The 22,070-nt window shown below is 69.3% G+C and carries 19 protein-coding genes; 16 read left to right on the forward strand and 3 right to left on the reverse strand.

Annotated elements, in window-relative coordinates; translation table 11 throughout:
* Positions 1-10: 10 nt before the first annotated feature.
* From mraY to B9Y70_RS02050, 15 genes are all read left to right on the forward strand, one after another.
* Positions 11-1,120: a phospho-N-acetylmuramoyl-pentapeptide-transferase gene (gene mraY, locus B9Y70_RS01980; protein WP_085548556.1), complete on the forward strand. Its 1,110-nt coding sequence runs from the start codon at positions 11-13 to the stop codon at positions 1,118-1,120.
* Complete coding sequence (gene murD / locus B9Y70_RS01985; RefSeq protein WP_085548557.1) at positions 1,117-2,460, forward strand: UDP-N-acetylmuramoyl-L-alanine--D-glutamate ligase; 1,344 nt, start codon at positions 1,117-1,119, stop codon at positions 2,458-2,460. Before mraY ends, murD begins: the two co-directional genes overlap by 4 nt.
* The gene (locus B9Y70_RS01990; RefSeq protein WP_085548558.1) at positions 2,457-3,800 is read left to right on the forward strand and encodes an FtsW/RodA/SpoVE family cell cycle protein; all 1,344 of its coding nucleotides are present in this window, start codon (positions 2,457-2,459) and stop codon (positions 3,798-3,800) included. Before murD ends, B9Y70_RS01990 begins: the two co-directional genes overlap by 4 nt.
* 3 nt (positions 3,801-3,803) lie before the next feature.
* Positions 3,804-4,871, forward strand: coding sequence for an undecaprenyldiphospho-muramoylpentapeptide beta-N-acetylglucosaminyltransferase (gene murG, locus B9Y70_RS01995; protein WP_085548559.1), 1,068 nt, complete (start codon positions 3,804-3,806; stop codon positions 4,869-4,871).
* Positions 4,872-4,963: 92 nt separating this feature from the next.
* Positions 4,964-6,331: a UDP-N-acetylmuramate--L-alanine ligase gene (murC, locus tag B9Y70_RS02000; protein WP_085548817.1), complete on the forward strand. Its 1,368-nt coding sequence runs from the start codon at positions 4,964-4,966 to the stop codon at positions 6,329-6,331.
* Positions 6,332-6,991 carry a cell division protein FtsQ/DivIB gene (locus B9Y70_RS02005; protein ID WP_085548560.1) on the forward strand — a complete coding sequence of 220 codons (660 nt, stop codon included), beginning with the start codon at positions 6,332-6,334 and terminating at the stop codon, positions 6,989-6,991.
* Positions 6,992-7,112: 121 nt separating this feature from the next.
* On the forward strand, positions 7,113-8,270 hold the full coding sequence (gene ftsZ, locus B9Y70_RS02010; RefSeq protein ID WP_085548561.1) for a cell division protein FtsZ: 1,158 nt from the start codon (positions 7,113-7,115) through the stop codon (positions 8,268-8,270).
* Between the two features lie 10 nt (positions 8,271-8,280).
* Complete coding sequence (gene pgeF / locus B9Y70_RS02015) at positions 8,281-9,006, forward strand: peptidoglycan editing factor PgeF (protein ID WP_240309090.1); 726 nt, start codon at positions 8,281-8,283, stop codon at positions 9,004-9,006.
* Entirely contained in the window at positions 9,003-9,665 is a 663-nt protein-coding gene (locus B9Y70_RS02020; RefSeq protein ID WP_085548562.1) for a YggS family pyridoxal phosphate-dependent enzyme, read from the forward strand. The genes pgeF and B9Y70_RS02020 overlap by 4 nt, the downstream gene beginning before the upstream one ends.
* A gap of 57 nt (positions 9,666-9,722) precedes the next feature.
* On the forward strand, positions 9,723-10,193 hold the full coding sequence (locus B9Y70_RS02025) for a cell division protein SepF (RefSeq protein WP_085548563.1): 471 nt from the start codon (positions 9,723-9,725) through the stop codon (positions 10,191-10,193).
* A gap of 86 nt (positions 10,194-10,279) precedes the next feature.
* Positions 10,280-10,570 (forward strand): YggT family protein, encoded by a 291-nt coding sequence (locus B9Y70_RS02030; RefSeq protein WP_085548564.1) that lies wholly within the window; start codon positions 10,280-10,282, stop codon positions 10,568-10,570.
* Positions 10,571-10,741: 171 nt separating this feature from the next.
* Positions 10,742-11,710, forward strand: a complete 969-nt coding sequence (locus tag B9Y70_RS02035; protein WP_085548565.1) for a DivIVA domain-containing protein — start codon at positions 10,742-10,744, stop codon at positions 11,708-11,710.
* A gap of 255 nt (positions 11,711-11,965) precedes the next feature.
* Complete coding sequence (gene ileS, locus B9Y70_RS02040; RefSeq protein WP_085548566.1) at positions 11,966-15,136, forward strand: isoleucine--tRNA ligase; 3,171 nt, start codon at positions 11,966-11,968, stop codon at positions 15,134-15,136.
* The gene (locus tag B9Y70_RS02045; RefSeq protein ID WP_240309091.1) at positions 15,133-15,942 is read left to right on the forward strand and encodes an EamA family transporter; all 810 of its coding nucleotides are present in this window, start codon (positions 15,133-15,135) and stop codon (positions 15,940-15,942) included. The genes ileS and B9Y70_RS02045 overlap by 4 nt, the downstream gene beginning before the upstream one ends.
* Positions 15,939-17,324: a DNA polymerase IV gene (locus tag B9Y70_RS02050; protein WP_085548567.1), complete on the forward strand. Its 1,386-nt coding sequence runs from the start codon at positions 15,939-15,941 to the stop codon at positions 17,322-17,324. Before B9Y70_RS02045 ends, B9Y70_RS02050 begins: the two co-directional genes overlap by 4 nt.
* Here B9Y70_RS02050 and B9Y70_RS02055 read toward each other — a convergent pair.
* Positions 17,321-18,493, reverse strand: coding sequence for an HNH endonuclease signature motif containing protein (locus tag B9Y70_RS02055; protein ID WP_085548568.1), 1,173 nt, complete (start codon positions 18,491-18,493; stop codon positions 17,321-17,323). The two genes, B9Y70_RS02050 and B9Y70_RS02055, sit on opposite strands and share 4 nt — an antisense overlap.
* Before the next feature lie 324 nt (positions 18,494-18,817).
* Positions 18,818-19,735: an asparaginase gene (locus B9Y70_RS02060; protein WP_085548569.1), complete on the reverse strand. Its 918-nt coding sequence runs from the start codon at positions 19,733-19,735 to the stop codon at positions 18,818-18,820.
* A 91-nt stretch (positions 19,736-19,826) separates the two neighbouring features.
* Here B9Y70_RS02060 and B9Y70_RS02065 point away from each other — a divergent pair, with 91 nt between their 5' ends.
* Positions 19,827-20,402: a WKL family lipoprotein gene (locus tag B9Y70_RS02065; RefSeq protein WP_085548570.1), complete on the forward strand. Its 576-nt coding sequence runs from the start codon at positions 19,827-19,829 to the stop codon at positions 20,400-20,402.
* On the opposite strand, the gene B9Y70_RS02070 is transcribed toward B9Y70_RS02065, so the two are convergent.
* On the reverse strand, positions 20,403-22,064 hold the full coding sequence (locus B9Y70_RS02070) for an ABC-F family ATP-binding cassette domain-containing protein (RefSeq protein ID WP_085548571.1): 1,662 nt from the start codon (positions 22,062-22,064) through the stop codon (positions 20,403-20,405).
* Between the last annotated feature and the right edge of the window lie 6 nt (positions 22,065-22,070).

The following is a 22,070-nucleotide window of genomic DNA, read 5'->3' on the forward strand; positions in this document are numbered from 1 at the left end:
GCGCACCGACGTGACACAGATCATCATCGCAGGAATCGTCAGCTTCCTCGTCGCCATCTTCACCACCCCGGTCCTCATCCGGCGATTCTCCGCCGAGGGGCTGGGCCAGGAGATCCGCGAGGAGGGGCCGAAGTCCCACCTGCGCAAGCGCGGCACCCCGACGATGGGTGGTATCGCCATCATCGCGGGCATCGTCGTCGCCTACCTCACCGTCGGCATCTTCGGGATGGCCATCGGCTCCGGCGGCTTCACCGTCTCCGGTCTCCTCGTCCTCGGCCTCACCCTGGGCCTCGGCGCCCTGGGCTTCGCGGACGACTTCATCAAGCTCTTCCGCGCCCGCAACCTGGGCCTCAACAAGACCGCCAAGCTCGTCGGCCAGCTCGTGCTCGCCATCGGCTTCGGCCTGCTCATCCTGTGGTTCCCCGACGAGCAGGGGCTCACCCCGGGATCGACGCACCTGTCCTTCGTGCGTGACATCGACACCTTCGACATCGCCTTCGGTGGCTCCGTCATCGGCATTGTGGTGTTCCTGCTGTTCATGTACATCCTCATCGCCGCCTGGTCGAACGCCGTCAACCTCACCGACGGCCTCGACGGTCTCGCCGCCGGCTCCACCGCCTTCGTCATGGGCGGCTACGCGCTCATCACCTTCTGGCAGTTCCGCAACTCCTGCACCGTCTCTGTGGAGCCGGGCTGCTACTCCGTGCGTGACCCGCTGGACCTCGCGGTGCTGGCCGCCGCCGGCCTGGGCGGCTGCCTCGGCTTCCTGTGGTGGAACGCCGCCCCCGCCAAGATCTTCATGGGCGACACCGGCTCCCTGGCCCTCGGTGGTCTCGTCGCCGGCCTGTCGGTCGCGTCCCGCACCGAGCTGCTCATGATCATCATCGGTGCGCTCTTCGTCATCGAGGCCGCCTCCGTGGTCATCCAGGTGATCGTCTTCCGCACGACGGGCCGGCGTTTCTTCCGCATGGCCCCCTTCCACCACCATTTCGAGAACGGCGGCTGGCCTGAGACCACCGTCGTCATCCGCTTCTGGCTCATCGCCGCGATGGCCGTGATGTTGGGAGTGTCCATCTTCTACGCAGAGTGGCTGACAGCCACAGGAGTGAGCCTACGATGATCACCGGAACCGCCCTGATCGCCGGCGCCGGAGTCTCCGGTCGCGGAATTGCCCGCCTGCTCGACGATCTCGGCGTGTCCGTGGTCGTCGCCGACGACAACGGCGCGGGCATCCCCACCGCGGAGGCCCGCCGACGCCTCGACGAGTTCGAACTCGTCGTCACCTCCCCGGGCTGGCGCCCCGACAACCCCCTGCTTATCGACGCTGCCGCCGCGGGCCTCGAGGTCATCGGCGACGTCGAACTCGCCTACCGCCTCGACCGGGCGGGCACCTTCGGTGATCCCCGCACGTGGCTGGTCGTCACCGGCACCAACGGCAAGACCACCACCACCGCGATGCTGGCGGCCATGATGCAGCAGCTGGGCCGGGACACCGGCCTTCGCGCCGCGGCCGTCGGCAACATCGGCGTGGCAGTGGCGGACGCGCTCGTCGACAAGCAGCGTGTCGACGTTCTCGTCGCCGAGCTCTCCTCCTTCCAACTCCACTGGTCGGACCAGCTCACCCCCGACGCCGGGGTGCTGCTCAACCTCGCCGAGGACCACATCGACTGGCACGGCTCCTTCACCGCCTACGCCGACGACAAGGCCCGCGCCCTGCGCGGCCCCGTCGCCGTCGCGGGTGTCGACGACGCCGCGGTGCGCGCGGCGCTGGAGCGGGCGGGCGTCGACAAGCACACCGGTTTCACGCTCGGCGAGCCGGGCCTGGGGCAGTTCGGTGTCATCGGCGGGCAGCTGGTGGACAACACCGGCGACGCTCCCGTCGTCCTGGCCCCGGTCGCCGGGATCCAGCCCGGCGGCCCGGCCGGGGTGCTCGACGCCCTGGCCGCGGCCGCCGTGGCCCGCAGTCAAGGGGCGGAACCGGCCCACATCGCCGCCGCGCTCGCCGACTTCCAGGTCGACGGCCACCGCGGGCAGACCGTCGCGGAGACCGGGGGAGTGTCGTGGATCGACAACTCCAAGGCCACCAACCCCCACGCCGCCGACGCCGCACTCGCCGGCCTGCACGACGTCATCTGGATCGCCGGCGGGCAGCTCAAGGGCGCGGACGTGGCCCCGCTCATCCGCGATCACGCGCACCGGCTCAAGGCCGTCGGGCTGCTCGGGGTCGACGCCCCGCTCATCGCCGCCGCGCTGGCCGACCTCGCCCCGGACGTCCCCGTCCGCGTCACCGCGGACACCGACCCTCAGGCCGCCGTGGACGAGCTCGTCGGGTGGGCCCACGGCCTCGCCACGGAGGGGGACACCGTCCTCCTGGCGCCGGCGGCCGCCTCACTCGACATGTTCACCGGGATGGCACAACGCGGCGACCTCTTCGCCGCCGCGGCAGGGAGGCTGTCATGAGCACCACCACCGGAACCTTCACCAGATGGCGGGCCGACTGGCACCGCATGATGGAGTCGCGCCCCGGCTTCGACTACTTCATGATCCGCTCCGTCGTCTTCCTCCTCGTCGGCATCGGCGCCGTCATGGTCATGTCGTCGACGATGACGTGGTCCGTCCTCGAGGGCGCGACCGTGTGGAACCAGGCCGCGCGCCAGTTCATGATGATCGTCGCCGGACTCGTCGCCTTCTGGATCGCCCTGCGCCTGCGGCCCGACACCGTCCGCAGACTCACCCCCTGGCTGCTCGTCATCGCCCTCGCGCTGCTCGTCGCGGTGCTCATCCCGGGCATCGGCACCGGCCGCCTCGAGGTGGGTTCGCAGTCGTGGATCGTGCTCGGCCCGCTGCGCTTCCAGCCCTCGGAGCTGGCCAAGGTCGCCATCGCCGTGTGGGGTGCCTCCTACCTGGCGGACAAGCGCCACACCGGCCCCAGCATGCGCAGCCCGTTCACCATCTACACCGTCGTGGCCACCGTCATGGCGGTGCTCATCGCCGCGCAGGGTGACATCGGCATGGCCGTCAACTTCGGCATCATCGTCATGTTCACCCTCTTCTTCGCCGGTGTGGACATCCGCCTCATCTTGGCGGCCTTCATCGCCGCAGGCGGCCTGCTCGTGTGGCTGTTCCTCAGCGGCGGCTTCCGCTCCAACCGCTTCCACGTCTACTTCGACGCCCTCTTCGGCCGCTTCGAGGACACCCGCGGCACGGCGTTCCAGTCCTATCAGGGCTTCCTCTCGCTGGCGGACGGCTCCGTCGCCGGCGTCGGCGTCGGCCAGTCTCGCGCCAAGTGGTTCTACCTGCCGGAGGCCAAGAACGACTTCATCTTCGCCATCATCGGCGAGGAGCTCGGCCTGTGGGGCGGCGCGCTCGTCATCGCCCTGTTCGCCGCACTGGGGTACTTCGGCATCCGCGCGGCGTTCCGCGCCCAGAACCAGTTCCAGGCGCTCATGGCCGGCGCGCTCACCGCGGGTGTCGTCTCCCAGGCGTTCATCAACATCGGTTACGTCGTCGGCCTGCTACCCGTCACCGGTATCCAGCTGCCGATGATCTCCGCGGGCGGTACCTCCACCATCATCACCCTCGGGTCGATGGGCTTACTGGCGTCAGTCGCCCGCCACGAGCCGGAGGTGGTCTCCGCGATGCAGTCCTACGGCCGCCCGCTCTTCGACCGGCTGTTCCTGCTGCCCGAGCCTGCGGTGCGCCGCGCCCCCGTGCGCCGGGAGCCGCGCGAGCGGTTCGGCGAGCCGGTCACTGGTAGCGTCAACAGGAGACCTCGGCCCCACCCTGACAGGAGACGGTGATCCATGCCCGCATCGAATGAGCCCCTCAGAGTCGTCGTCGCCGGAGGCGGAACCGCCGGCCACATCGAGCCCGCACTCGCCGTCGCCGAGGCCCTCGTCGAGCGGCACGGGGCGCAGGTCACGGCCCTGGGCACCCCGCGCGGTCTGGAGCGGGACCTCGTCCCCGCCCGCGGCTTCGACCTCGAGCTCATCGACCCGGTGCCGGTGCCGCGTCGCCCCAGTGTCGACCTGCTCAAGCTGCCCTTCCGCGTGATCCGGGCGGTCCGCCAGACGCGCGGGGTCCTCCGGGACGCGGACGCCCTCATCGGTTTCGGCGGCTACGTCTCCGCCCCCGCCTACCTGGCGGCCCGCTCCCTGGGCATCCCCTTCTTCGTGCACGAGGCGAACGCGCGCGCCGGCCTGGCCAACAAGCTCGGCCAGCGCCTGGGCGGCACCAGCTACAACGCGGTGCCCGACTCCGGCATGCCGGGCGAGGTCGTGGGCATCCCGGTCCGCGCCAGCCTGCGCAACGCCGACCACGCCGACGCCGCCGCCCGCGCCCGCGAGACGTGGGGCCTGGGCACCCGCAAGACGCTGCTCATCACCGGCGGATCGCAGGGTGCGGTGAGTCTCAACAAGGCGGTGGCGGGTGCCGTCGCCACGCTCACCGAGGAGTTCCAGGTGCTCCACGCGTACGGCAAGCGCAACACCGCGCCGGCCCCGCACGAGCACTACGTGGCCCTGCCCTACATCGATGACATGGCCGCCGCCTACGCCGTCGCCGATCTCATCGTCTGCCGGTCCGGCGCGATGACCGTCGCGGAGGTCACCGCCTCCGGGCTGCCGGCCGTCTACGTGCCGCTGCCGCACGGCAACGGCGAGCAGGCCCTCAACGCGACCAGCGTCGTCGACGCCGGGGCCGCCCGCCTCGTCCCCGACAGTGAACTCACCTCCGACCGTCTCGTCTCCGAGGTCACCGCGATCCTCGGCGATGACGAGCAGCTGGCCACCATGCGGGCCGCCGCCCGTGATCATGCCGCCGGCGACGCCGCCGCGCTGCTCGCCGACGCGGTCGCCGCAGCGCTACAGTGAATCGTCCGTCCTTGTCCCCTCACCACAGGAGTGCACCACCCGTGACCGTCGATCTCTCCCGCGTCCACCTCATCGGCATCGGTGGGTCCGGCATGTCCGGCGTGGCGCGTATCCTCCTCGACCGCGGTGCCGTCGTCACCGGCTCCGACGTCAAGGACTCCCGCCCGGTACGGGCCCTGCGTTCCTCCGGCGCGCACGTCGCCGTCGGCCATGACGCCGGGAATCTGCTCCTCACCGGCGAGCTGCCGACCGTCGTCGTGGTCTCCTTCGCGGCCATCCCGCAGGACAACCCGGAGCTGGTCCGCGCCCACGAGGAGGGCATCCCGGTCATTCGCCGCTCCGACCTGCTGGGCGAGCTCATGGAGGGCCGCCGCCAGGTGCTGTTCGCCGGCACCCACGGCAAAACGTCGACCACGTCGATGGCGGTCGCCGCGATGCAGACCGCGGGCCTGGACCCGAGCTTCTCCATCGGCGGGCAGCTCAACCGCTCCGGCACCAACGCCCATCACGGCACGGGTGACGCCTTCGTGGCGGAGGCCGACGAGTCCGACGCCTCCCTGCTGCGGTACTCCCCGGACGTCGCCGTGGTGACCAACATCGAGCCGGATCACCTCGACTACTTCGGCACCGCCCAGGCCTACCACCAGGTCTTCGACGACTTCGCCGACCGCATCACCCCGGACGGCCACCTCGTCGTCTGCCTCGACGACATCCACGCCGCCGCCCTCGGCGAGCGCAGCCTGCAGCGCGGCATCCGCGTCCTCGGCTACGGCACCACCGACGCCGCGGCGCTCCACCCGGGCATCCCGCTCGGCGCCGAGGTGCTGTCCACCGAGGTCACCGACGTCGGTTCCACGGCCACGATGCGTATCGACGGCCGGGACCTCACCGTCGTCCTCCAGATCCCGGGCCAGCACATGGTCCTCAACGGGGCGGCCGCCCTGCTCGCCGCCCACCTGGCCGGTGGCGACCTCGACCGCCTGGCAGAGGGGCTCAGCGACTTCAACGGCGTGCGTCGCCGCTTCGAGTACCGGGGCACCGCCGGTGGGGTGCGCGTCTTCGACGACTACGCCCACCATCCGACCGAGGTGACCGCTGTCCTGCAGGCCGCCCGGCAGAAGGTCGAGGCGGAGGGGGAGGGCGCCCGCGTCATCGTCGCCTTCCAGCCGCACCTGTACTCCCGCACCATCGAGTTCGCCGAGGAGTTCGCCGCGGCCCTGTCGCTGGCCGACGCCGCCGTGGTGCTCGACATCTTCGGCGCCCGCGAGAAGCCGGTGGAGGGGGTCAGCTCCCGCATCATCACCGACGCCATGACCACCGAGGTCGTCTACGAGCCCGACTTCTCCCACGCGCCGCAGACCGTCCGCGAGCTGGCCCGCCCGGGTGACCTCGTGCTCACCATGGGTGCCGGTGACGTCACCCTGCTGGCCGGTGAGATCCTGTCCGCCCTGGACCAGTAGATGTCCCGCCGTACGATCCTCACCGTCCTCGCCGGGGTGCTGGCCGTCCTCCTGCTCGCCGCCGGCGTCCTGTGGGCGTTCCCCGTCCTGCGGGTGTCCTCCTTCGAGGTCACCGGCAACGCCAACTCCCCGGAGGAGTACGTCGTCGACGCCACCGGCGTGTCCGTCGGGGACAATCTCGTGCGTGTCGACGCCGGGCAGGCCGCGCAGGGCGTCGCCGAGCTCCCGTGGGTGCGCAGTGCGACCGTGTCGCGTCAGTGGCCGTCCACCCTCGCGGTGGAGGTCACCGAGCGGCAGGCGCTCATGTACAGCAGCGAGGGCGACGGGGACCACCTCATCGACACCGACGGCCGTCCCTTCGTCATCGACGTCCCCCCGGAGGGGGCGGTCGAGGTGACCGGCAGCCTGCGGCAGGATCCGGACACCCTCGCCGGGGTGGCGGATGCGTTGACGGCGCTGCCCGATCACGTGCGCGCTCTGGTGGCGTCCGTGGACGTGCCGGGGGAGTTCGAGATCGAGCTGCGGCTGTACGACGGGCGCACCATCTTCTGGGGCGCGGCGGACGCGAATCACGACAAGGCGTTGGCCGTGCAGACGGCCGTTCAGCGCGAGGGACAGCACTGGAATGTGTCGAATCCGTCGATGGTGACCGTACGTTAAACCTGAGGTTGAGGGTATCGACACGCGCAGAAATGTGCGCGAAAACTTACCTCCGGTCGCCCATGATGGAGACAACCTCGTTACAGATCACACACTTTCCCGAAAGGCGCGGCCAGAACCTATGACCTCACCGAACAACTACCTCGCCGTCATCAAGGTCGTCGGCGTCGGCGGCGGCGGAGTCAACGCCGTCAACCGCATGATCGAAGAGGGCCTCAAGGGTGTCGAGTTCGTCGCCATCAACACCGACTCCCAGGCCCTGCTCTTCTCCGACGCGGACACCAAGCTCGACATCGGCCGGGAGGCCACCCGCGGCCTCGGCGCCGGCGCCAACCCGGAGGTCGGTCGCACCTCCGCCGAGGACCACAAGTCCGAGATCGAGGAGACCCTCAAGGGTGCCGACATGGTCTTCGTCACCGCCGGCGAGGGTGGTGGCACCGGCACCGGTGCCGCCCCGGTCGTCGCCGGCATCGCCAAGAAGCTCGGCGCCCTGACCGTCGGCGTCGTCACCAAGCCCTTCAAGTTCGAGGGCCCGCGCCGTACCCGCCAGGCGGAGTCCGGCATCGAGGAGCTGCGCCAGGTCTGTGACACGCTCATCGTCATCCCGAATGACCGTCTGCTGCAGCTGGGCGACGCCTCGCTGTCCATGATGGAGGCCTTCCGCGCCGCCGATGAGGTCCTGCACAACGGTGTCCAGGGCATCACCAACCTCATCGTCACCCCGGGCGTCATCAACGTCGACTTCGCCGACGTCCGCTCCGTCATGTCCGACGCCGGCTCCGCCCTCATGGGCGTCGGCTCCTCGCGTGGCGACGACCGCGTCATGACCGCCACCCTCCAGGCCATCAACTCCCCGCTGCTCGAGTCCACCATGGAAGGCGCGAAGGGCCTGCTGCTCTCCGTCGCCGGTGCCTCCGACCTCGGCCTCATGGAGGTCAACGAGGCGGCCACCATCGTCCAGGAGAAGGCCGACGAGGACGCCAACATCATCTTCGGCACCATCATCGACGACAACCTCGGCGACGAGGTCCGCGTCACGATCATCGCCACCGGTTTCGACGCCGCGAAGAACAATCCGCCGGTCGCCGCCACCTCGGCACCGACCCCGTCCCCGATGGAGGGGCCCACCCCGCGCGGCAGCCTCTTCGAGGAGCGCCAGGAGGAGCCGGAGTCCGGCCGCCACCACCACCGCGAGGAGCGCGGCGGTCTGTTCACCTCCTCCCGTGAGCAGCGCACCTCCCGCGACGACGATCTCGATGTGCCCGACTTCCTGCGCTAACCTCTAGGGCATGTCCCTCAGCAGCGCCAACGAGGCCCCTCGCCCCGTCCGCATGGTCTTCACCAGCCGTGCGGGCGGGGTGTCGTCGTCTCCCTATGACTCCTTCAACCTCGGTGACCACGTCGGGGATGACCCGGCCGACGTCGCCGCCAACCGCGGGCGCCTGGCCCGGATCCTCGACCTGGAGCATCTGGTGTGGATGGAGCAGATCCACTCGAACACCGTCACCGTCGTCGACGGCCCGCAGGAGGAGCCCGTCGAGGCGACGGACGCCCTCGTGACGACGCAGCGCGCGCTCGCGCTCGTCGTGCAGGTCGCCGACTGCGTGCCGGTGCTCCTCGCCGATCACGTCCACGGTGTGGTCGCCGCCGCCCACGCGGGACGCATGGGAGCGCGCAACGGCATAGTCAGGCGCACCGTCGAGACGATGCTGGAGCTCGGCGCCACCCCGGACGCCATCCAGGTCGTGCTCGGGCCCGCGGCCTCCGGGCGGCACTATGAGGTGCCGGCGGAGATGGCGGCCGACGTCGAGAAGCATCTTCCCGGCTCGCGGACCCGCACGGAACAGGGCACCCCGGGCATCGACGTGCGCGCCGGCCTGGTGCGCCAGCTCATGGGTCTCGGCGTGACCAACATCGAGGCGGACCCGCGCTGCACGATCGAGGACGAGAGCTTCTTCTCCTACCGGCGGGAGGGCACCACCGGACGCCAGGCGGGGCTGGTGTGGCTGCCGTGACGCGTATCGACGATCTGCGGGCCAACCTCGCCGCCACCCGCGCGCGTATCGACGCCGCCGCCGGCGACCGCCCCGTCCGGCTCCTGCCGGTGACCAAGTTCCACCCGTCCTCCGACCTGGAACTGCTGCTGGAGCTCGGCGTCACGGACGTCGCCGAGAACCGCGAGCAGGAGGCCCGCGCCAAGGCCGCGGACGTGCCCGCCATGCGCATCCACATGATCGGCCAGGTGCAGACGAAGAAGGCGAACTCCGTCGCCCGCTGGGCAGCCAGCGTCCACTCGGTGGACTCGCTCAAGCTCGCGCACGCCCTCGACCGGGGTGTGGCCCTGGCCCTGGAACGCGGTGACCGGACCACGAACCTGCCGGTGTACCTGCAGCTGTCCGCCGACGGCGACACCGCCCGCGGGGGAGTGACGGAGGAGGATCTGCCGGAGCTCATCGACGCCGTCCGGGCTTCCGGTCATCTCGAGCTCAAGGGCCTCATGGTGGTGCCCCCGCTGGGGATGGATCCGGCCCCGGTGTTCGCCCGGGCACGCGAGCTCAGCGCCGGTATGGAGCTGTCCGCCGGCATGTCCGCGGACATGGAGACCGCCATCGCCGAGGGCTCAGATATCGTGCGTGTCGGAACCGATATCATGGGTCCGCGGCCACTAGCGTAAAGGCAAAGTCACCGACGATTACCCCGTGCCAGCTGCACCAACGGGAGAGGAAACCATATGTCCATCATCAGGAACGCCAAGGAGTTCTTCGGTCTGACTCCGATCGACATGGAGCACGAGGACGCCTACTACGACTACGACCGCGAGGAGCGCCCCAGCTACCGCTCCAGCGGTTCCGCCGCCTACGCGCCGTCCCGCGATTACGGCTACGACTACGGCCGTGAGGAGCGCCCCTCCTACCAGCCGGAGGCCAAGATCGTCGCGGTGGAGGTCTCCTCCTACAGCGAGGCCGCCCAGATCGGCGAGCCCTTCCGCGACGGCGACGCCGTGGTGTTCGACATGACCCGCATGGAGCCGGGCGAGAACAAGCGCATCGTCGATTTCGCCGCCGGCCTCTGCTACGCCCTGCGCGGCCGCATGGTCAACGTGTCCAAGAACGTCGACACCGACCGCCAGGTCTTCGCCATCGTCCCCGAGGGCGCCGATTTCTCCCAGGTGGAGCTGGAGCGCTCCGCGAAGCTGCGCTGATCCTGCGCGCAGCTGGACTGAGGTAGGCACACCGCATCGGCGGGTGCCTACCTTTTTTGTCTGTTCAGGCACTAAGGTCGGTGGGCGTGAGTCTTCTCGGAACCGTCCTGTACCTCATCCTGCGGGTGTTCACACTCGTTCTCATCGCGCGCATCGTCATTGAGATGATCCAGTCCTTCTCGCGCAATTTCCAGCCGCCGCGCTGGTTCATCTACATTGCCGAGCCCCTGTTCGTCGTCACGGATCCGCCGGTCAAGGCGCTGCGGAAGGTCATTCCGCCGCTGAAGATGGGCGGGGTGGCGCTGGACATGTCGGTCATTGTGCTGTTCATCATTCTTTCCGTTCTGCAGGTCATCGTCCTCACCGTTTTCCGGTGACGGGTGGCCGGAACGCTGAACCTCCGGTAAAGAATTAGTGTGTCCGTGGTCTACGCGGCCCCACCCGGGGTTACACTTGACCAAGCACTCAACGTACGATTAAACGAAATGCATTAAGCGGGTCACACCGCGCAGGCCTACCGGGCCACCACAAACTCGAAGGGAACGCCAATGCCGCTGACACCAGCTGATGTGCACAACGTCGCTTTCAGTAAGCCGCCGATCGGCAAGCGGGGTTACAACGAGGATGAGGTTGACCAGTTCCTCGACCTCGTCGAAGACACGCTCGCCCAGCTGCAGGACGACAACGACGACCTCCGTGCCCGCCTCGAGGAGGGTGGCGCCGCACCCGCCGGCGACCGCGGTGTCGATGAGGCGGCCCTCCGCAAGGAGATCGAGGAGAAGGTCCGCAAGGAGTACGAGTCCAAGCTGACCGAGGCCCGCAAGGCCACCGAGAAGGCCGAGTCCGAGGCGAAGACCGCCAAGTCTGACCTGCAGAAGGCCAAGTCCGACCTGGACGCCGCCAAGAAGCAGGCCGCCGCACAGCCGGCTCAGCAGCAGCAGAAGGCCGCCGCCGTGGCCGTCCCCCAGGACACCGCCCCGGCCACCGCCGACACCCACATGCAGGCCGCCAAGGTCCTGGGCCTGGCCCAGGAGATGGCCGACCGCCTCACCTCCGAGGCCCAGGCCGAGTCCAAGTCCATGCTGGACGAGGCCCGTGCCGCCGCCGAGGCCCAGCTGGCCGACGCGGACCAGAAGTCCCAGGCCCAGCTGGCCGACGCCAAGAAGCGCGCCGATCAGCAGGTCACCGAGGCCGACACCCGCGCCAAGTCGCTCGTCGCCGACGCCGAGAAGCGCGCCGAGGAGACCACCAACCAGGCGAACTCCCGCGCCGAGGCCCAGATCCGTCAGGCCGAGGAGAAGGCGAATGCCCTGCAGGCTGACGCCGAGCGCAAGCACACCGAGATCATGGCCACCGTCAAGCAGCAGCAGACGGCCCTGGAGACCCGCATCGCGGAGCTGCGCACCTTCGAGCGCGAGTACCGCACCCGCCTGAAGACCCTGCTGGAGTCCCAGCTGCAGGAGCTCGAGGCCCGCGGTTCCGCCGCCCCGAACGCCGACGCAGGCAAGCAGAACTAGCTCACGCGCACTGAAACTCCCCGCTGCAGGCGGGGAGTTTTTTTGCGTGTATAGTGTCAACACGTAACGCGTTGATCCGGCCATCACCGGGGAGCATCCGGAAGAAAAGCACAGGCTGAGTAGAACCGGACGGGTGGGACCGTGACAGACCTTCACCACGAAACGAAGTGGGGCATCCCCGGGTGCCCAAGCAGGGTGGTACCGCGCAGCATCTGCGTCCCTGCACCGCACACCGACTCGTGAGTGAAGGAAGATATGTCCGAGCAGAAGAAGACCGCCGTCGGAGGCGTCTACCCCAAGGTGGACATGACCGGGGGTTCCTCCCGATTCCCCGACATGGAGGAGATCGTCCTCGACTACTGGAAGAAGGACGGCACGTTCCAGGCCTCGCTGGATCAGCGGGAGGGTTCCAAGGAGTACGTCTTCTACGACGGCCCGCCCTTCGCCAACGGTCTGCCGCACTACGGCCACCTGCTCACCGGTTACGTCAAGGACATCATCCCGCGTTTCCGCACCATGACCGGCCACCATGTGCCCCGCGTCTTCGGCTGGGACACCCACGGCCTGCCGGCCGAGCTGGAGGCGGAGAAGCAGCTCGGCATCACCGACAAGGGCCAGATCGAGGACATGGGTCTGGCGAAGTTCAACGAGTACTGCGCCGAGAGCGTGCTCCGCTACACCGAGGAGTGGAAGGAGTACGTCACCCGTCAGGCGCGCTGGGTGGACTTCGACAACGGCTACAAGACGATGGACCCGGGGTACATGGAGTCCGTCATCTGGGCGTTCAAGCAGCTCTACGACAAGGGCCTCATCTACCAGGGCTTCCGTGTCCTGCCGTACTCCTGGGCCGAGCACACCCCGCTGTCCAACCAGGAGACCCGCCTCGACGACTCCTACAAGATGCGCCAGGACCCGGCGCTCACCGTCACCTTCCCGGTGACCGGTGCCGTCGCCGGCTCGGCCGCCGAGTCCACGCTCGCCGCCCAGCCCCTGCTTGCCGACGCCGCCGCCCTCGCCTGGACCACCACCCCCTGGACCCTGCCCTCCAACCTGGCTCTTGCCGTCCACCCGGACGTCGACTACGCCCTGGTGCGGGCCGCGGACGGCAACGTCTACCTCATGGCCGACCCGCTGGTGGGCACGCTGGCGAAGGAATTCGGTGAGCACGAGGTCGTCGAGAAGCTCACCGGTTCCTCCCTCGAGGGCCTGACCTACCAGCCGATGTTCGACTACTTCGCGGACGAGGAGAACGCCTTCCAGATCATCCTCGCGGACTACGTCACCGTCGAGGACGGCACCGGTATCGTCCACCAGGCCCCGGCCTTCGGTGAGGACGACATGGAGTCCTGCAGGAAGTACGGCATCGGCGTGGTCATCCCCGTCGACATGGACGGCAAGTTCACCTCCCAGGTGCCCGAATACCAGGGGCAGCTCGTCTTCGACGCGAACAAGGACATCATCCGCGACCTCAAGGAGCGCGGCCGCGTCCTGCGCCACCAGACCATCGAGCACTCCTACCCGCACTCCTGGCGTTCCGGCGAGCCGCTCATCTACATGGCGCTGCCGTCCTGGTTCGTGCGCGTCACCGAGATCCGCGACCGCATGGTCGAGCTGAACCATGACGAGATCACCTGGCTGCCGGAGCACGTGCGTGACGGTCAGTTCGGCAAGTGGCTGGAGAACGCCCGCGACTGGAACATCTCCCGCTCCCGCTACTGGGGTTCCCCGATCCCGGTGTGGATCTCCGACAACGACGAGTACCCGCGTGTCGACGTCTACGGTTCCCTCGACGAGCTGGAGGCCGACTTCGGCGTCCGCCCGACGTCCCTGCACCGCCCGTACATCGACGAGCTGACCCGCCCCAACCCGGACGATCCGACGGGTCAGTCCACCATGCGCCGCGTCCCGGACGTCCTCGACGTGTGGTTTGACTCCGGCTCCATGCCGTTCGCCCAGTTCCACTACCCCTTCGAGAACAAGGAGTTCTTCGAGGACCACAACCCGGCGGACTTCATCGTCGAGTACATCGGCCAGACCCGCGGCTGGTTCTACCTGCTGCACGTCCTGTCGGTGGCACTGTTCGACCGCCCGGCGTTCAAGAAGGTCGTCGCCCACGGCATCGTCCTCGGCGACGACGGACAGAAGATGTCCAAGTCCAAGGGCAACTACCCGAACGTCAACGAGGTCTTCGACCGCGACGGTTCCGACGCCATGCGTTGGTTCCTCATGTCCTCGCCGATCCTGCGCGGCGGTAACCTCATCGTCACCGAGCAGGGCATCCGCGACGGCGTGCGCCAGGCGCTGCTGCCGATCTGGAACGCCTACTCCTTCCTGCAGCTGTACTCCTCGAAGCCGGCGCAGTGGTCCGTCGACTCCGAGGACGTGCTCGACCGCTACATCCTGGCCAAGCTGCACGACCTGGTGGGCACCGTCCGCGTCTCCCTGGACAACACCGACATCGCCGACGCCACCGACGCCGTCCGCCAGTTCGCCGACGCCCTGACCAACTGGTACGTGCGTCGCTCCCGCGACCGCTTCTGGGCGGGTGACGACGAGCACCCGGAGGCCTTCAACACCCTCTACACCGTGCTCGAGGTGCTCACCCGCGTCACCGCCCCGCTGCTGCCGATGACCTCCGAGGTCATCTGGCGGGGGCTGACCGGCGAGCGGTCCGTCCACCTGGCCGACTTCCCGGAGGCCTCCGACATCCCGGCCGACGCCGATCTCGTCGCCGCCATGGACGCCACCCGCGGTGTCTGCTCGGCCGCCTCCTCGGTGCGTAAGGCTCACAAGCTGCGCAACCGTCTGCCGCTGCCGTCGCTGACCGTCGCGCTGCCGGACTCCGGCCAGCTCGCGCCCTTCGCCGCCATCATCCGCGACGAGGTCAACGTCAAGAACATCGAGCTGACCTCCGACGTCGACTCGGTGGGTACCTTCGAGGTCGTGGTCAACGCCCGCGCGGCCGGCCCGCGCCTGGGCAAGGACGTCCAGCGCGTCATCAAGGCCGTGAAGTCCGGCAACTACGAGCGGGTGGGCGACCAGGTCGTCGCCGACGGCATCGAGCTCAACGCCGACGAGTACACCGAGCGCCTTGTCGCCGCGAACCCGGAGTCCACCGCGCGTATCGATGGCCTCGACGGTCTCGTCGTCCTCGACATGGAGGTCACCGAGGAGCTGGAGGCCGAGGGCTGGGCCGCCGACGTCATCCGCGGCCTGCAGGACGCCCGCAAGGCCACCGGCCTGGAGGTCTCCGACCGCATCAACGTCCGCCTGTCCGTCCCGGAGGACAAGCTCGAGTGGGCGCAGCGCCACCGCGAGCTCATCGCCGGTGAGGTCCTCGCCCTCGAGCTGGACGTCACCACCGAGGATCTCGACGACGCGCACGACGTGGTCAAGGGCGTGAAGGCGACCGTCGTCAAGCGATGAACCTCCGTGCCCCGGCGGTGATGATCGCGTCAGGCGTCAGCCTGTACGCGGGAGCCGCCGTGGCGGTCGGACTTTTCGACGTCCTCCCGCCCGCCATCGTCGCCTGGTTCCGCATCTCGGCGGGGGCCGTCATCCTCCTGGTGCTGGTGCGCCCGCGCCTGCGGGATTTCTGCAGCGTCCCCGCGCTCATCTATGGGCTGGCGACCATGGGCATGAACATGGCCTTCTACGAGTCCATCGCCCGCCTGCCCCTGGGCACGGCCGTGGCGGTGGAGTTCCTCGGGCCGGTGCTCGTCGCCGCCCTGGGGTCCCGGTCGGCCCGCGACTGGGCCGCGCTGGCCCTGGCCACCGTCGGCGTGGTGGTCATCTCCGGGGCGGTGTGGTCCACCGCTGCCGTCGGCCTCGGCTTTGCCCTGCTGGCGGGCGGTCTGTGGGCGGTGTACATCCTCATCGGGACCCGCATCGCGACGGACACCCCGCGCACCTCCATGACCACCGGTTTCACCATGGCGGCGGTGATCGCCCTGCCGTTCATGGTGTGGTGGTGGCCGGCGGGCGTCGATAAGCCCGCGACGACCCTGCTGGGCCTCGCCCTCGGCCTCGGCGTGCTGTCGGCCGTCATCCCGTACACCCTCGACCAGGTGGTCATGCGGATGGCCGGGTCCGCCTACTTCGCGCTGCTCCAGGCACTGCTCCCCGTCGTCGCCGCCGTGCTCGGCGCCGTGGCGCTGGGGCAGTGGCTGTCGGTGGCCGAGGTGGTCGGCATCGTCCTCGTCGTCGCCGCCGTTGCTCTCCGACGCCCATGACACGCTGGGTACTCCACATCGACATGGACGCGTTCTACGCCTCCGTCGAACAGCTGACCCGGCCGACTCTGCGGGGCCGCCCCGTGCTCGTGGCGGGCGTGTCCGGCAGGGGAGTGGTGGCCGGCGCCAGCTACGAGGCGCGCCGTTTCGGGGCCCGTTCCGCCATGCCCACCCACCAGGCCGCCCGCCTCGTCGGCTTCTCCGCCGTCCTCGTCTCCCCGCGCCGTCCCGTGTACGCCGCCGCCTCGCGCCGCGTGTTCCAGCTCATCTCCTCCCGCGTCGGGGTGGTCGAGCAGCTGTCCATCGACGAGGCCTTCATGGAACCCGCGGAACTCACCGGCGCCACCCCGGACGAGGTGAAGGAATGGTCGGATGACCTGCGCCGTCTCATCCGGGAGGAGACAGGCCTCCCGTCCTCCATCGGGGCCGGCACCGGCAAGCAGTACGCCAAGATCGGTTCGGGACGGGCGAAACCCGACGGCACCTTCGTCATCCCCGGCGACACCCAGCTGGAGATCCTCCACCCCATGCCCGTCAACGAACTGTGGGGTGTGGGGCCCGTGACGGAGGCCAAGCTCGCCCAGATCGGCGTAGTGACCATCGGTGACCTCGCGGCCCTGAGCGAGAAGGAGGTCGTCATCTCCCTCGGCGGCACCGTCGGCCCGATGCTGTGGGCCCTGGCCAACGGCATCGACGACCGCCCCGTGGAACCCCGCGCGGAGGCGAAGTCCATCTCCGCCGAGTACACCTACCCGCGCGACCTGACGACGCGGGCGGAGGTCGACGCCGCCGTCACCCGCGCCGCTGCAGCCGCCCACCGTCGCCTGCTTATCGACGGCCGCGGCTCCCGCACCGTCACCGTCAAACTCAAGATGGCGGACTTCCGGATCGAATCCCGCTCGGCGACGCTGTCGTACGCCACCGACAACCTCGAGACCCTGCAGGCCACCGCCTTCCGGCTGGTGCGCTACGCAGACGAGGTGGGGCCCATCCGGTTGGTCGGTGTGGGCTTTTCCGGACTCGAGGCCGCCCGGCAGGACGTCCTGTTCCCGGAGCTCGACCAACAGGTGGTGGTGGCCGCCACGGATGATGACTTCGAGACCGGGGTCAGCGACCATATCGCGGAACCCGTGGTGGAGGTGGAGCACGCCCCGGAGGGGTGGCGGGCCACCCAGGACGTGCACCACCCGGAGTACGGACACGGCTGGGTGCAGGGTGCCGGGCACGGCATCGTGTCGGTGCGGTTCGAGACCCGGGCCACCGGCCCGGGCATCACCCGCACCTTCGCCGAGGATGATCCCGACCTGGAGCCCGCCGACCCGCTCGCGAGCCTGGCCTGGGAGGACTGGCTGGCGGAGCAGGAAGCAGAGGACCAGGACTAGAAGGGCGGGGGATCCTCCTCCGGCGGGGCGCGGTGCCTGACGAGCACCGGCTCGTAGGGCTGCGGAGCCGGGCGGGGTTCCTGATCTGCCTGGTAGCGCTCGAACTCCTCGGCGGCGGCCTTCCGGGCGGCGTACTCGCGGGCGCGGGCGGCGCGCTGGGAGTAGGTCTGCACCCAGTTCTTTTTCCGCGGGGCGAGGGGACCGGCGGCGAGGTCGACGGCGTACGTGCCGTCGGAGAAGTGCCAGTAGACGTCACCGGTCACGGGGTCGAGCAGATACGTCGCCTGCACATCCGTCTTCCGGTTGTGGTGATGCCGGCACAGCATGACCATGTTGTCGGCGCGGGTGGGCCCGCCGTCCTCGTGGTTGATGCGGTGATCACCGTCGAGGTGGGTGGCCGGGGCATTGCACCCCGGCCAGCGGCACGTCCAGTCGCGGCCGATGACGCAGCAGCGGATGGGGTGGGTCATGTCGTGCTGCGGGGTCTCGGCGTCCCGGGCGGCATCCATGTCCAGGGTCTGGGTGACCATGTCCTGCAGGGTCTGGGCGGCCTCCTCGGTGAGGATGCCGGTGGTGGGGTGGAAGACGGGTGCGTCGTCCACGTCGGAGGCCCGGTAGAGGAGCGAGTTGACGGTGAGGGACACTGGATCCAGCAACTGATCGACCATGGCGTTCGCCTGGTTGGTCTTCCTCGTGCGGGCCGCCTGGGACAGCACGTCGGTGAGGAGCACTCCGGTGGCCTGATCGACGGCTAGGGAGAAGTTGAGACGGTCATCGGGAAGCGGTTCGACGAACAGGCTGGACACCCGGCCTGCGTCATCCGCCGGGGGCAGGCTGCGCATGGTGGCGGCCGGATCCTCACAGGGGGTGGGGCCGTCCTCCGGCTCGGGGGTCGGCTTCCCCCAGGGGTCGGGGACCTGCGGCGCCGCCAGGTTCTTCACACTGGCGATCGTGTCGGCGATGGTGTTGTTGATCGTCCGGGTGCCGGGCAGGAGCTGCTGCGGGCGGCTCGGCGTGAACAACGCCATGAGATCCTCGTCGAGGGAGCGCCACAGGAAGTCCTCCTCCTGCAGTTCAGTGGGAGCCTTGCCGATGGCCTTGGAGATGATCGACAGGTGGTAGAGGTCGAGGAGATAGGTCTCGGCGATGAGGGCCTTGAGGCGCGGCAACCTGTCCAGGGTGTCGAGCGCACCGAAGTTGCGGGTGAGGATGCCCTTGGACAGGCCGGTGTCGCGGTAGAGGAGCGTGCACAGCGTCGTCCAGTCCTCCTCCGAGTTGATGTCCGCGACCGGGCGGAGGGTGCGCCAGTAGTCGTACTCGGCGGCCGTACGGTCACGGCGGACCCTGGAGTACAGGCTGTCCGGATTGAGTACGGACCACGACGCCGGCTGAGAAATGTCCCTTCACCCCCTTCGATCACCATTAGTTCGTGTGTTCGAAAACTAACCTAGAGCACGCCCCGGACATGGGGGTGATCTGCGGGGGTGGTGCGGTTAAAGAAGCAGGTCAGAGGCGTCGTTGCCGGTGGCCAGCGCCACCACCAGCGCCATCCGGGCCTGTCCTGCGCGGAGATGCCCGGCGCTCAGTGCGCCCCGGGATCCGAGGGTCGCCCCGCCACCGGAACCGCCGTAGGCGAGGGTCACCTCGCCAGCCGGGACACGGGAGGTGATGACCACCTGCACGCCCGCCTCAAGGGCATCTGAGACACCCGCACCCATGTCGGGGCCGATGTTGCCGGACCCGAGGGCCTCGACGACGATGCCGCGGGCGCCGGCGGTGACGGCGGCGTCGACAAGCGTCCGGTCCGCGCCGGGCCACGCGGCGAGCACCGGCACCCAGGTGCCGTCCAGCGGCGCGACCGGGATGCCGGCGGGGCGGCGGACCTCACGCGGCATGGTGGAGATGAAGGCGTCGAGCTCCGTCGTATGACGCTTGACCGCACCGCGCGCCGGGATGGTCCAGCCGCCGAAGGCGATGAGCACACCCTGCCGGCGCGCGAGTGGATCGGCGGCGAGCCGGAGGGCGTCGATGAGGTTGCCGGGCCCGTCGGACTCGCGGTGGTCGAAGGCGCGCTGGGAGCCGGTGAGGACCACCGGGCGGTCGTCGGTGTGGAAGCAGTCGAGGGCGAAGGCGGTGTCCTCCATCGAGTCCGTGCCGTGGGTGACCACGACGGCGTCGATGTCGGGATCACCCAGTGCCTCGTGGACGGCGGCGATGAGTCCGTCCAGCTCGGCGAGGGTGATCGCCGAGGAGTCGAGGCGGGTCAACTCGGTGACGGAGACGTCGACGGGGACGTGGTCGGAGACGGCGTCGAAAAGCTCCCGGCCGGTGATGGTGGGGCGCAGGGCGCCGGACTCGTCGGTGGTGCAGGCGATGGTGCCGCCCGTGGTGAGCAACGCAATGCGGGTCATGCCCCCAGCCTGCCACAGGAAGTGTTGTCACATCCTCAACACGTGTACCATCAACGCAGACGCGCCCCTATCTACAGGAGAGTTTTTTCCCGTGAAGCTGAGCAAGATGACCGCGATCACCGCCGCCCTCGGCGCGGCTCTGGCCCTCGCCGCCTGCGGCGACGGTGACGGCAACGGTGAGACCACCACCGAGACCACCGCGGCGGAGACCACCGCCACCGAGACGACCGAGACCACCGCCGCCCCGGCGCTGCCGACCGCGGACGAGCTCAACGGCATTCTCGCGAAGGCGACCGACCCGAACGTCCCGCTGGAGGAGAAGGTCAACACCGTCCAGGGCGGCGAGCAGGCTCCCGAGCTCTTCGAGGTCATGGCCGCCTCCCAGGCCGAGTCCGGCGCACAGTTCCAGGTGGTCAACCCGGTGCTGCCGGGCTACACCCCGGATTCAGTGCTGGCCTCCGTGAACTTCATCCTCCCGGAGTCCGAGGCCCAGCCGGCGGAGAACGTCGAGTTCATCTACGAGGACGAGACCTGGAAGCTGTCCCAGTCCTGGGCCTGCACCCTCATCACCAACACCGTCGCCCCGGAGCAGGTTCCGGAGATGTGCCTCGATTACAACCCGGCCCCGGCCGAGGAGGCCCCGGTGGAAGAGGCCCCGGTCCAGTAACTAGTCGTCGCGCCGGCCCGGCAGGGAGAGGACCCTGCCGCGGCCGTCGGTACGCACCGCCCACCTGCGGCGGATCCACCGGTCATGCGTGGCCATGAGCACCGTGCCCGGGAAGGTCGACAGCGCCTCCTCCAGTTCCTCCGCGAGGGCGAGGGAGAGGTGGTTGGTGGGCTCGTCGAGAAGCAGGATGTCCGGCGGTGACGCCAGGATGATGCCCAGCGACACGCGACGGCGCTGACCGAGGGACAGCTCACCCAGGGGGCGGGCGGCGGTCTCCTCGGTCATCAGCCCCATGTCGACGAGCGACGGGGACTTCGGGGGCACCTTCTCCGCGAAGATCTCCTCCGCGGGCTTCTCCAAGTCGATCCACTCGTCGTCCTGGCTGAGGCGGCCGACGACCACCTCCTCCGGGATACGCAGCTCACCCTCGGTGATCTCCCACTTGCCCTGCACCACCTTGAGGAACGTCGACTTGCCCGCACCGTTGGGGCCCTCGATGAGCCAGTGCTCACCGGGGTTGATCTTGATGGTCAACGGGCCGAGACGGTCGCCCACCCAGATGTCCTTCGCCCAGACGGCCGGCTCGCCGAGGGACGCGGAAGTGTGCTCGGGGATGCCGTGGAACTTCAGGCGCGCCGGCGGCTTCGGCAGCTCGTCGCGCTCCAACGCCTCGAGGCGGTTGCGGGCCGAACGCAGGCGGTTGCCCACGGTCTTGGCGGCGCGGTCGGCGTGGAACTTCTTCGCGATCCCCACCTCCGACTTCGATTCCTGACTGTGGAAGACATCCTCCGCGGTCTGCTCGGCCGCCTTCTCCAGGCGGGCCCGCTCGTGCTCCTGCACGGTGTAGAGCTCCTCCCAGCGGCGGCGGATGTCCTCGCGCGACTCCAGGTAGTCGGTGAAGGAGCCGGTGAACAGGGTGCCCTGCCGGGTGTCCTCACCGCCGCCGCCCTCGTGGCCCAGACCAGCATCGAGGTCGACGAGGGAGTCGGCGGCCTTGTCCAGGAAGAAGCGGTCGTGGCTGGCCACGAGCACCGGGCCGGAGAACTCCTCCAGCTCCCGGATGAGGAAGTCGACGCCGTCGTCGTCGAGGTGGTTGGTGGGCTCGTCGAGCACCATCGCGTCGACCGGGCGCAGCAGGAGCGCGGCGAGGGCAAAGCGGCGGCGCTGGCCACCGGACATGTCGCCCAACGTGGTCTCCAGGGGCACGTTCGCCAGGCCGAGACCCGCGAGCACCGTCGCGATGCGCGCGTCCAGCTCCCACACGCCGGCCTGCTCGGCCATCGCCAGGGCGGCGTCGAAGGCCTCGGCGTAACGGTCCGGGTCCTCCGCCATCTTCTCGGAGATCTCACCGATCTGCTTCTCGACGTCGCGCAGCTCCGACACCGCCGCGTCGATCAACGCCGACGCGGGTGAGGAGAAGGGCAGCTGCGTCTCCTGCTCGATGAATCCGGTGGTCGGCGGGGTGGTGATGCTGCCGACGTCCGGTTCCAGCGACCCGGCGATGAGTTGCAGCAGCGTCGACTTGCCGGAACCGTTCTCCCCGATGAGGCCCGTGACGTGTTCGGACGGGACCGCGAAGGTGATGTCCGTGAGCACCCGCCGGACGGAACCCGGGTAGGTGAAACTGACACCGTCGAGCTTGAGGTGGTGGGGGGAGGCCATGGTGGG

The organism is Corynebacterium pollutisoli, from assembly GCF_900177745.1.
GTDB classification, from domain to species: domain Bacteria; phylum Actinomycetota; class Actinomycetes; order Mycobacteriales; family Mycobacteriaceae; genus Corynebacterium; species Corynebacterium pollutisoli.

Bases quoted from the DNA above. Each gene is read 5' to 3' on its own strand.
- murD (WP_085548557.1), top strand. From the start codon at position 1,117: ATGATCACCGGAACCGCCCTGATCGCCGGCGCCGGAGTCTCCGGTCGC.
- B9Y70_RS01990 (WP_085548558.1), top strand. From the start codon at position 2,457: ATGAGCACCACCACCGGAACCTTCACCAGATGGCGGGCCGACTGGCAC.
- murG (WP_085548559.1), top strand. From the start codon at position 3,804: ATGCCCGCATCGAATGAGCCCCTCAGAGTCGTCGTCGCCGGAGGCGGA.
- murC (WP_085548817.1), top strand. From the start codon at position 4,964: ATGTCCGGCGTGGCGCGTATCCTCCTCGACCGCGGTGCCGTCGTCACC.
- B9Y70_RS02005 (WP_085548560.1), top strand. From the start codon at position 6,332: ATGTCCCGCCGTACGATCCTCACCGTCCTCGCCGGGGTGCTGGCCGTC.
- ftsZ (WP_085548561.1), top strand. From the start codon at position 7,113: ATGACCTCACCGAACAACTACCTCGCCGTCATCAAGGTCGTCGGCGTC.
- pgeF (WP_240309090.1), top strand. From the start codon at position 8,281: ATGTCCCTCAGCAGCGCCAACGAGGCCCCTCGCCCCGTCCGCATGGTC.
- B9Y70_RS02025 (WP_085548563.1), top strand. From the start codon at position 9,723: ATGTCCATCATCAGGAACGCCAAGGAGTTCTTCGGTCTGACTCCGATC.
- B9Y70_RS02035 (WP_085548565.1), top strand. From the start codon at position 10,742: ATGCCGCTGACACCAGCTGATGTGCACAACGTCGCTTTCAGTAAGCCG.
- ileS (WP_085548566.1), top strand. From the start codon at position 11,966: ATGTCCGAGCAGAAGAAGACCGCCGTCGGAGGCGTCTACCCCAAGGTG.
- B9Y70_RS02045 (WP_240309091.1), top strand. From the start codon at position 15,133: ATGAACCTCCGTGCCCCGGCGGTGATGATCGCGTCAGGCGTCAGCCTG.
- B9Y70_RS02050 (WP_085548567.1), top strand. From the start codon at position 15,939: ATGACACGCTGGGTACTCCACATCGACATGGACGCGTTCTACGCCTCC.
- B9Y70_RS02060 (WP_085548569.1), bottom strand. From the start codon at position 19,735: ATGACCCGCATTGCGTTGCTCACCACGGGCGGCACCATCGCCTGCACC.
- B9Y70_RS02070 (WP_085548571.1), bottom strand. From the start codon at position 22,064: ATGGCCTCCCCCCACCACCTCAAGCTCGACGGTGTCAGTTTCACCTAC.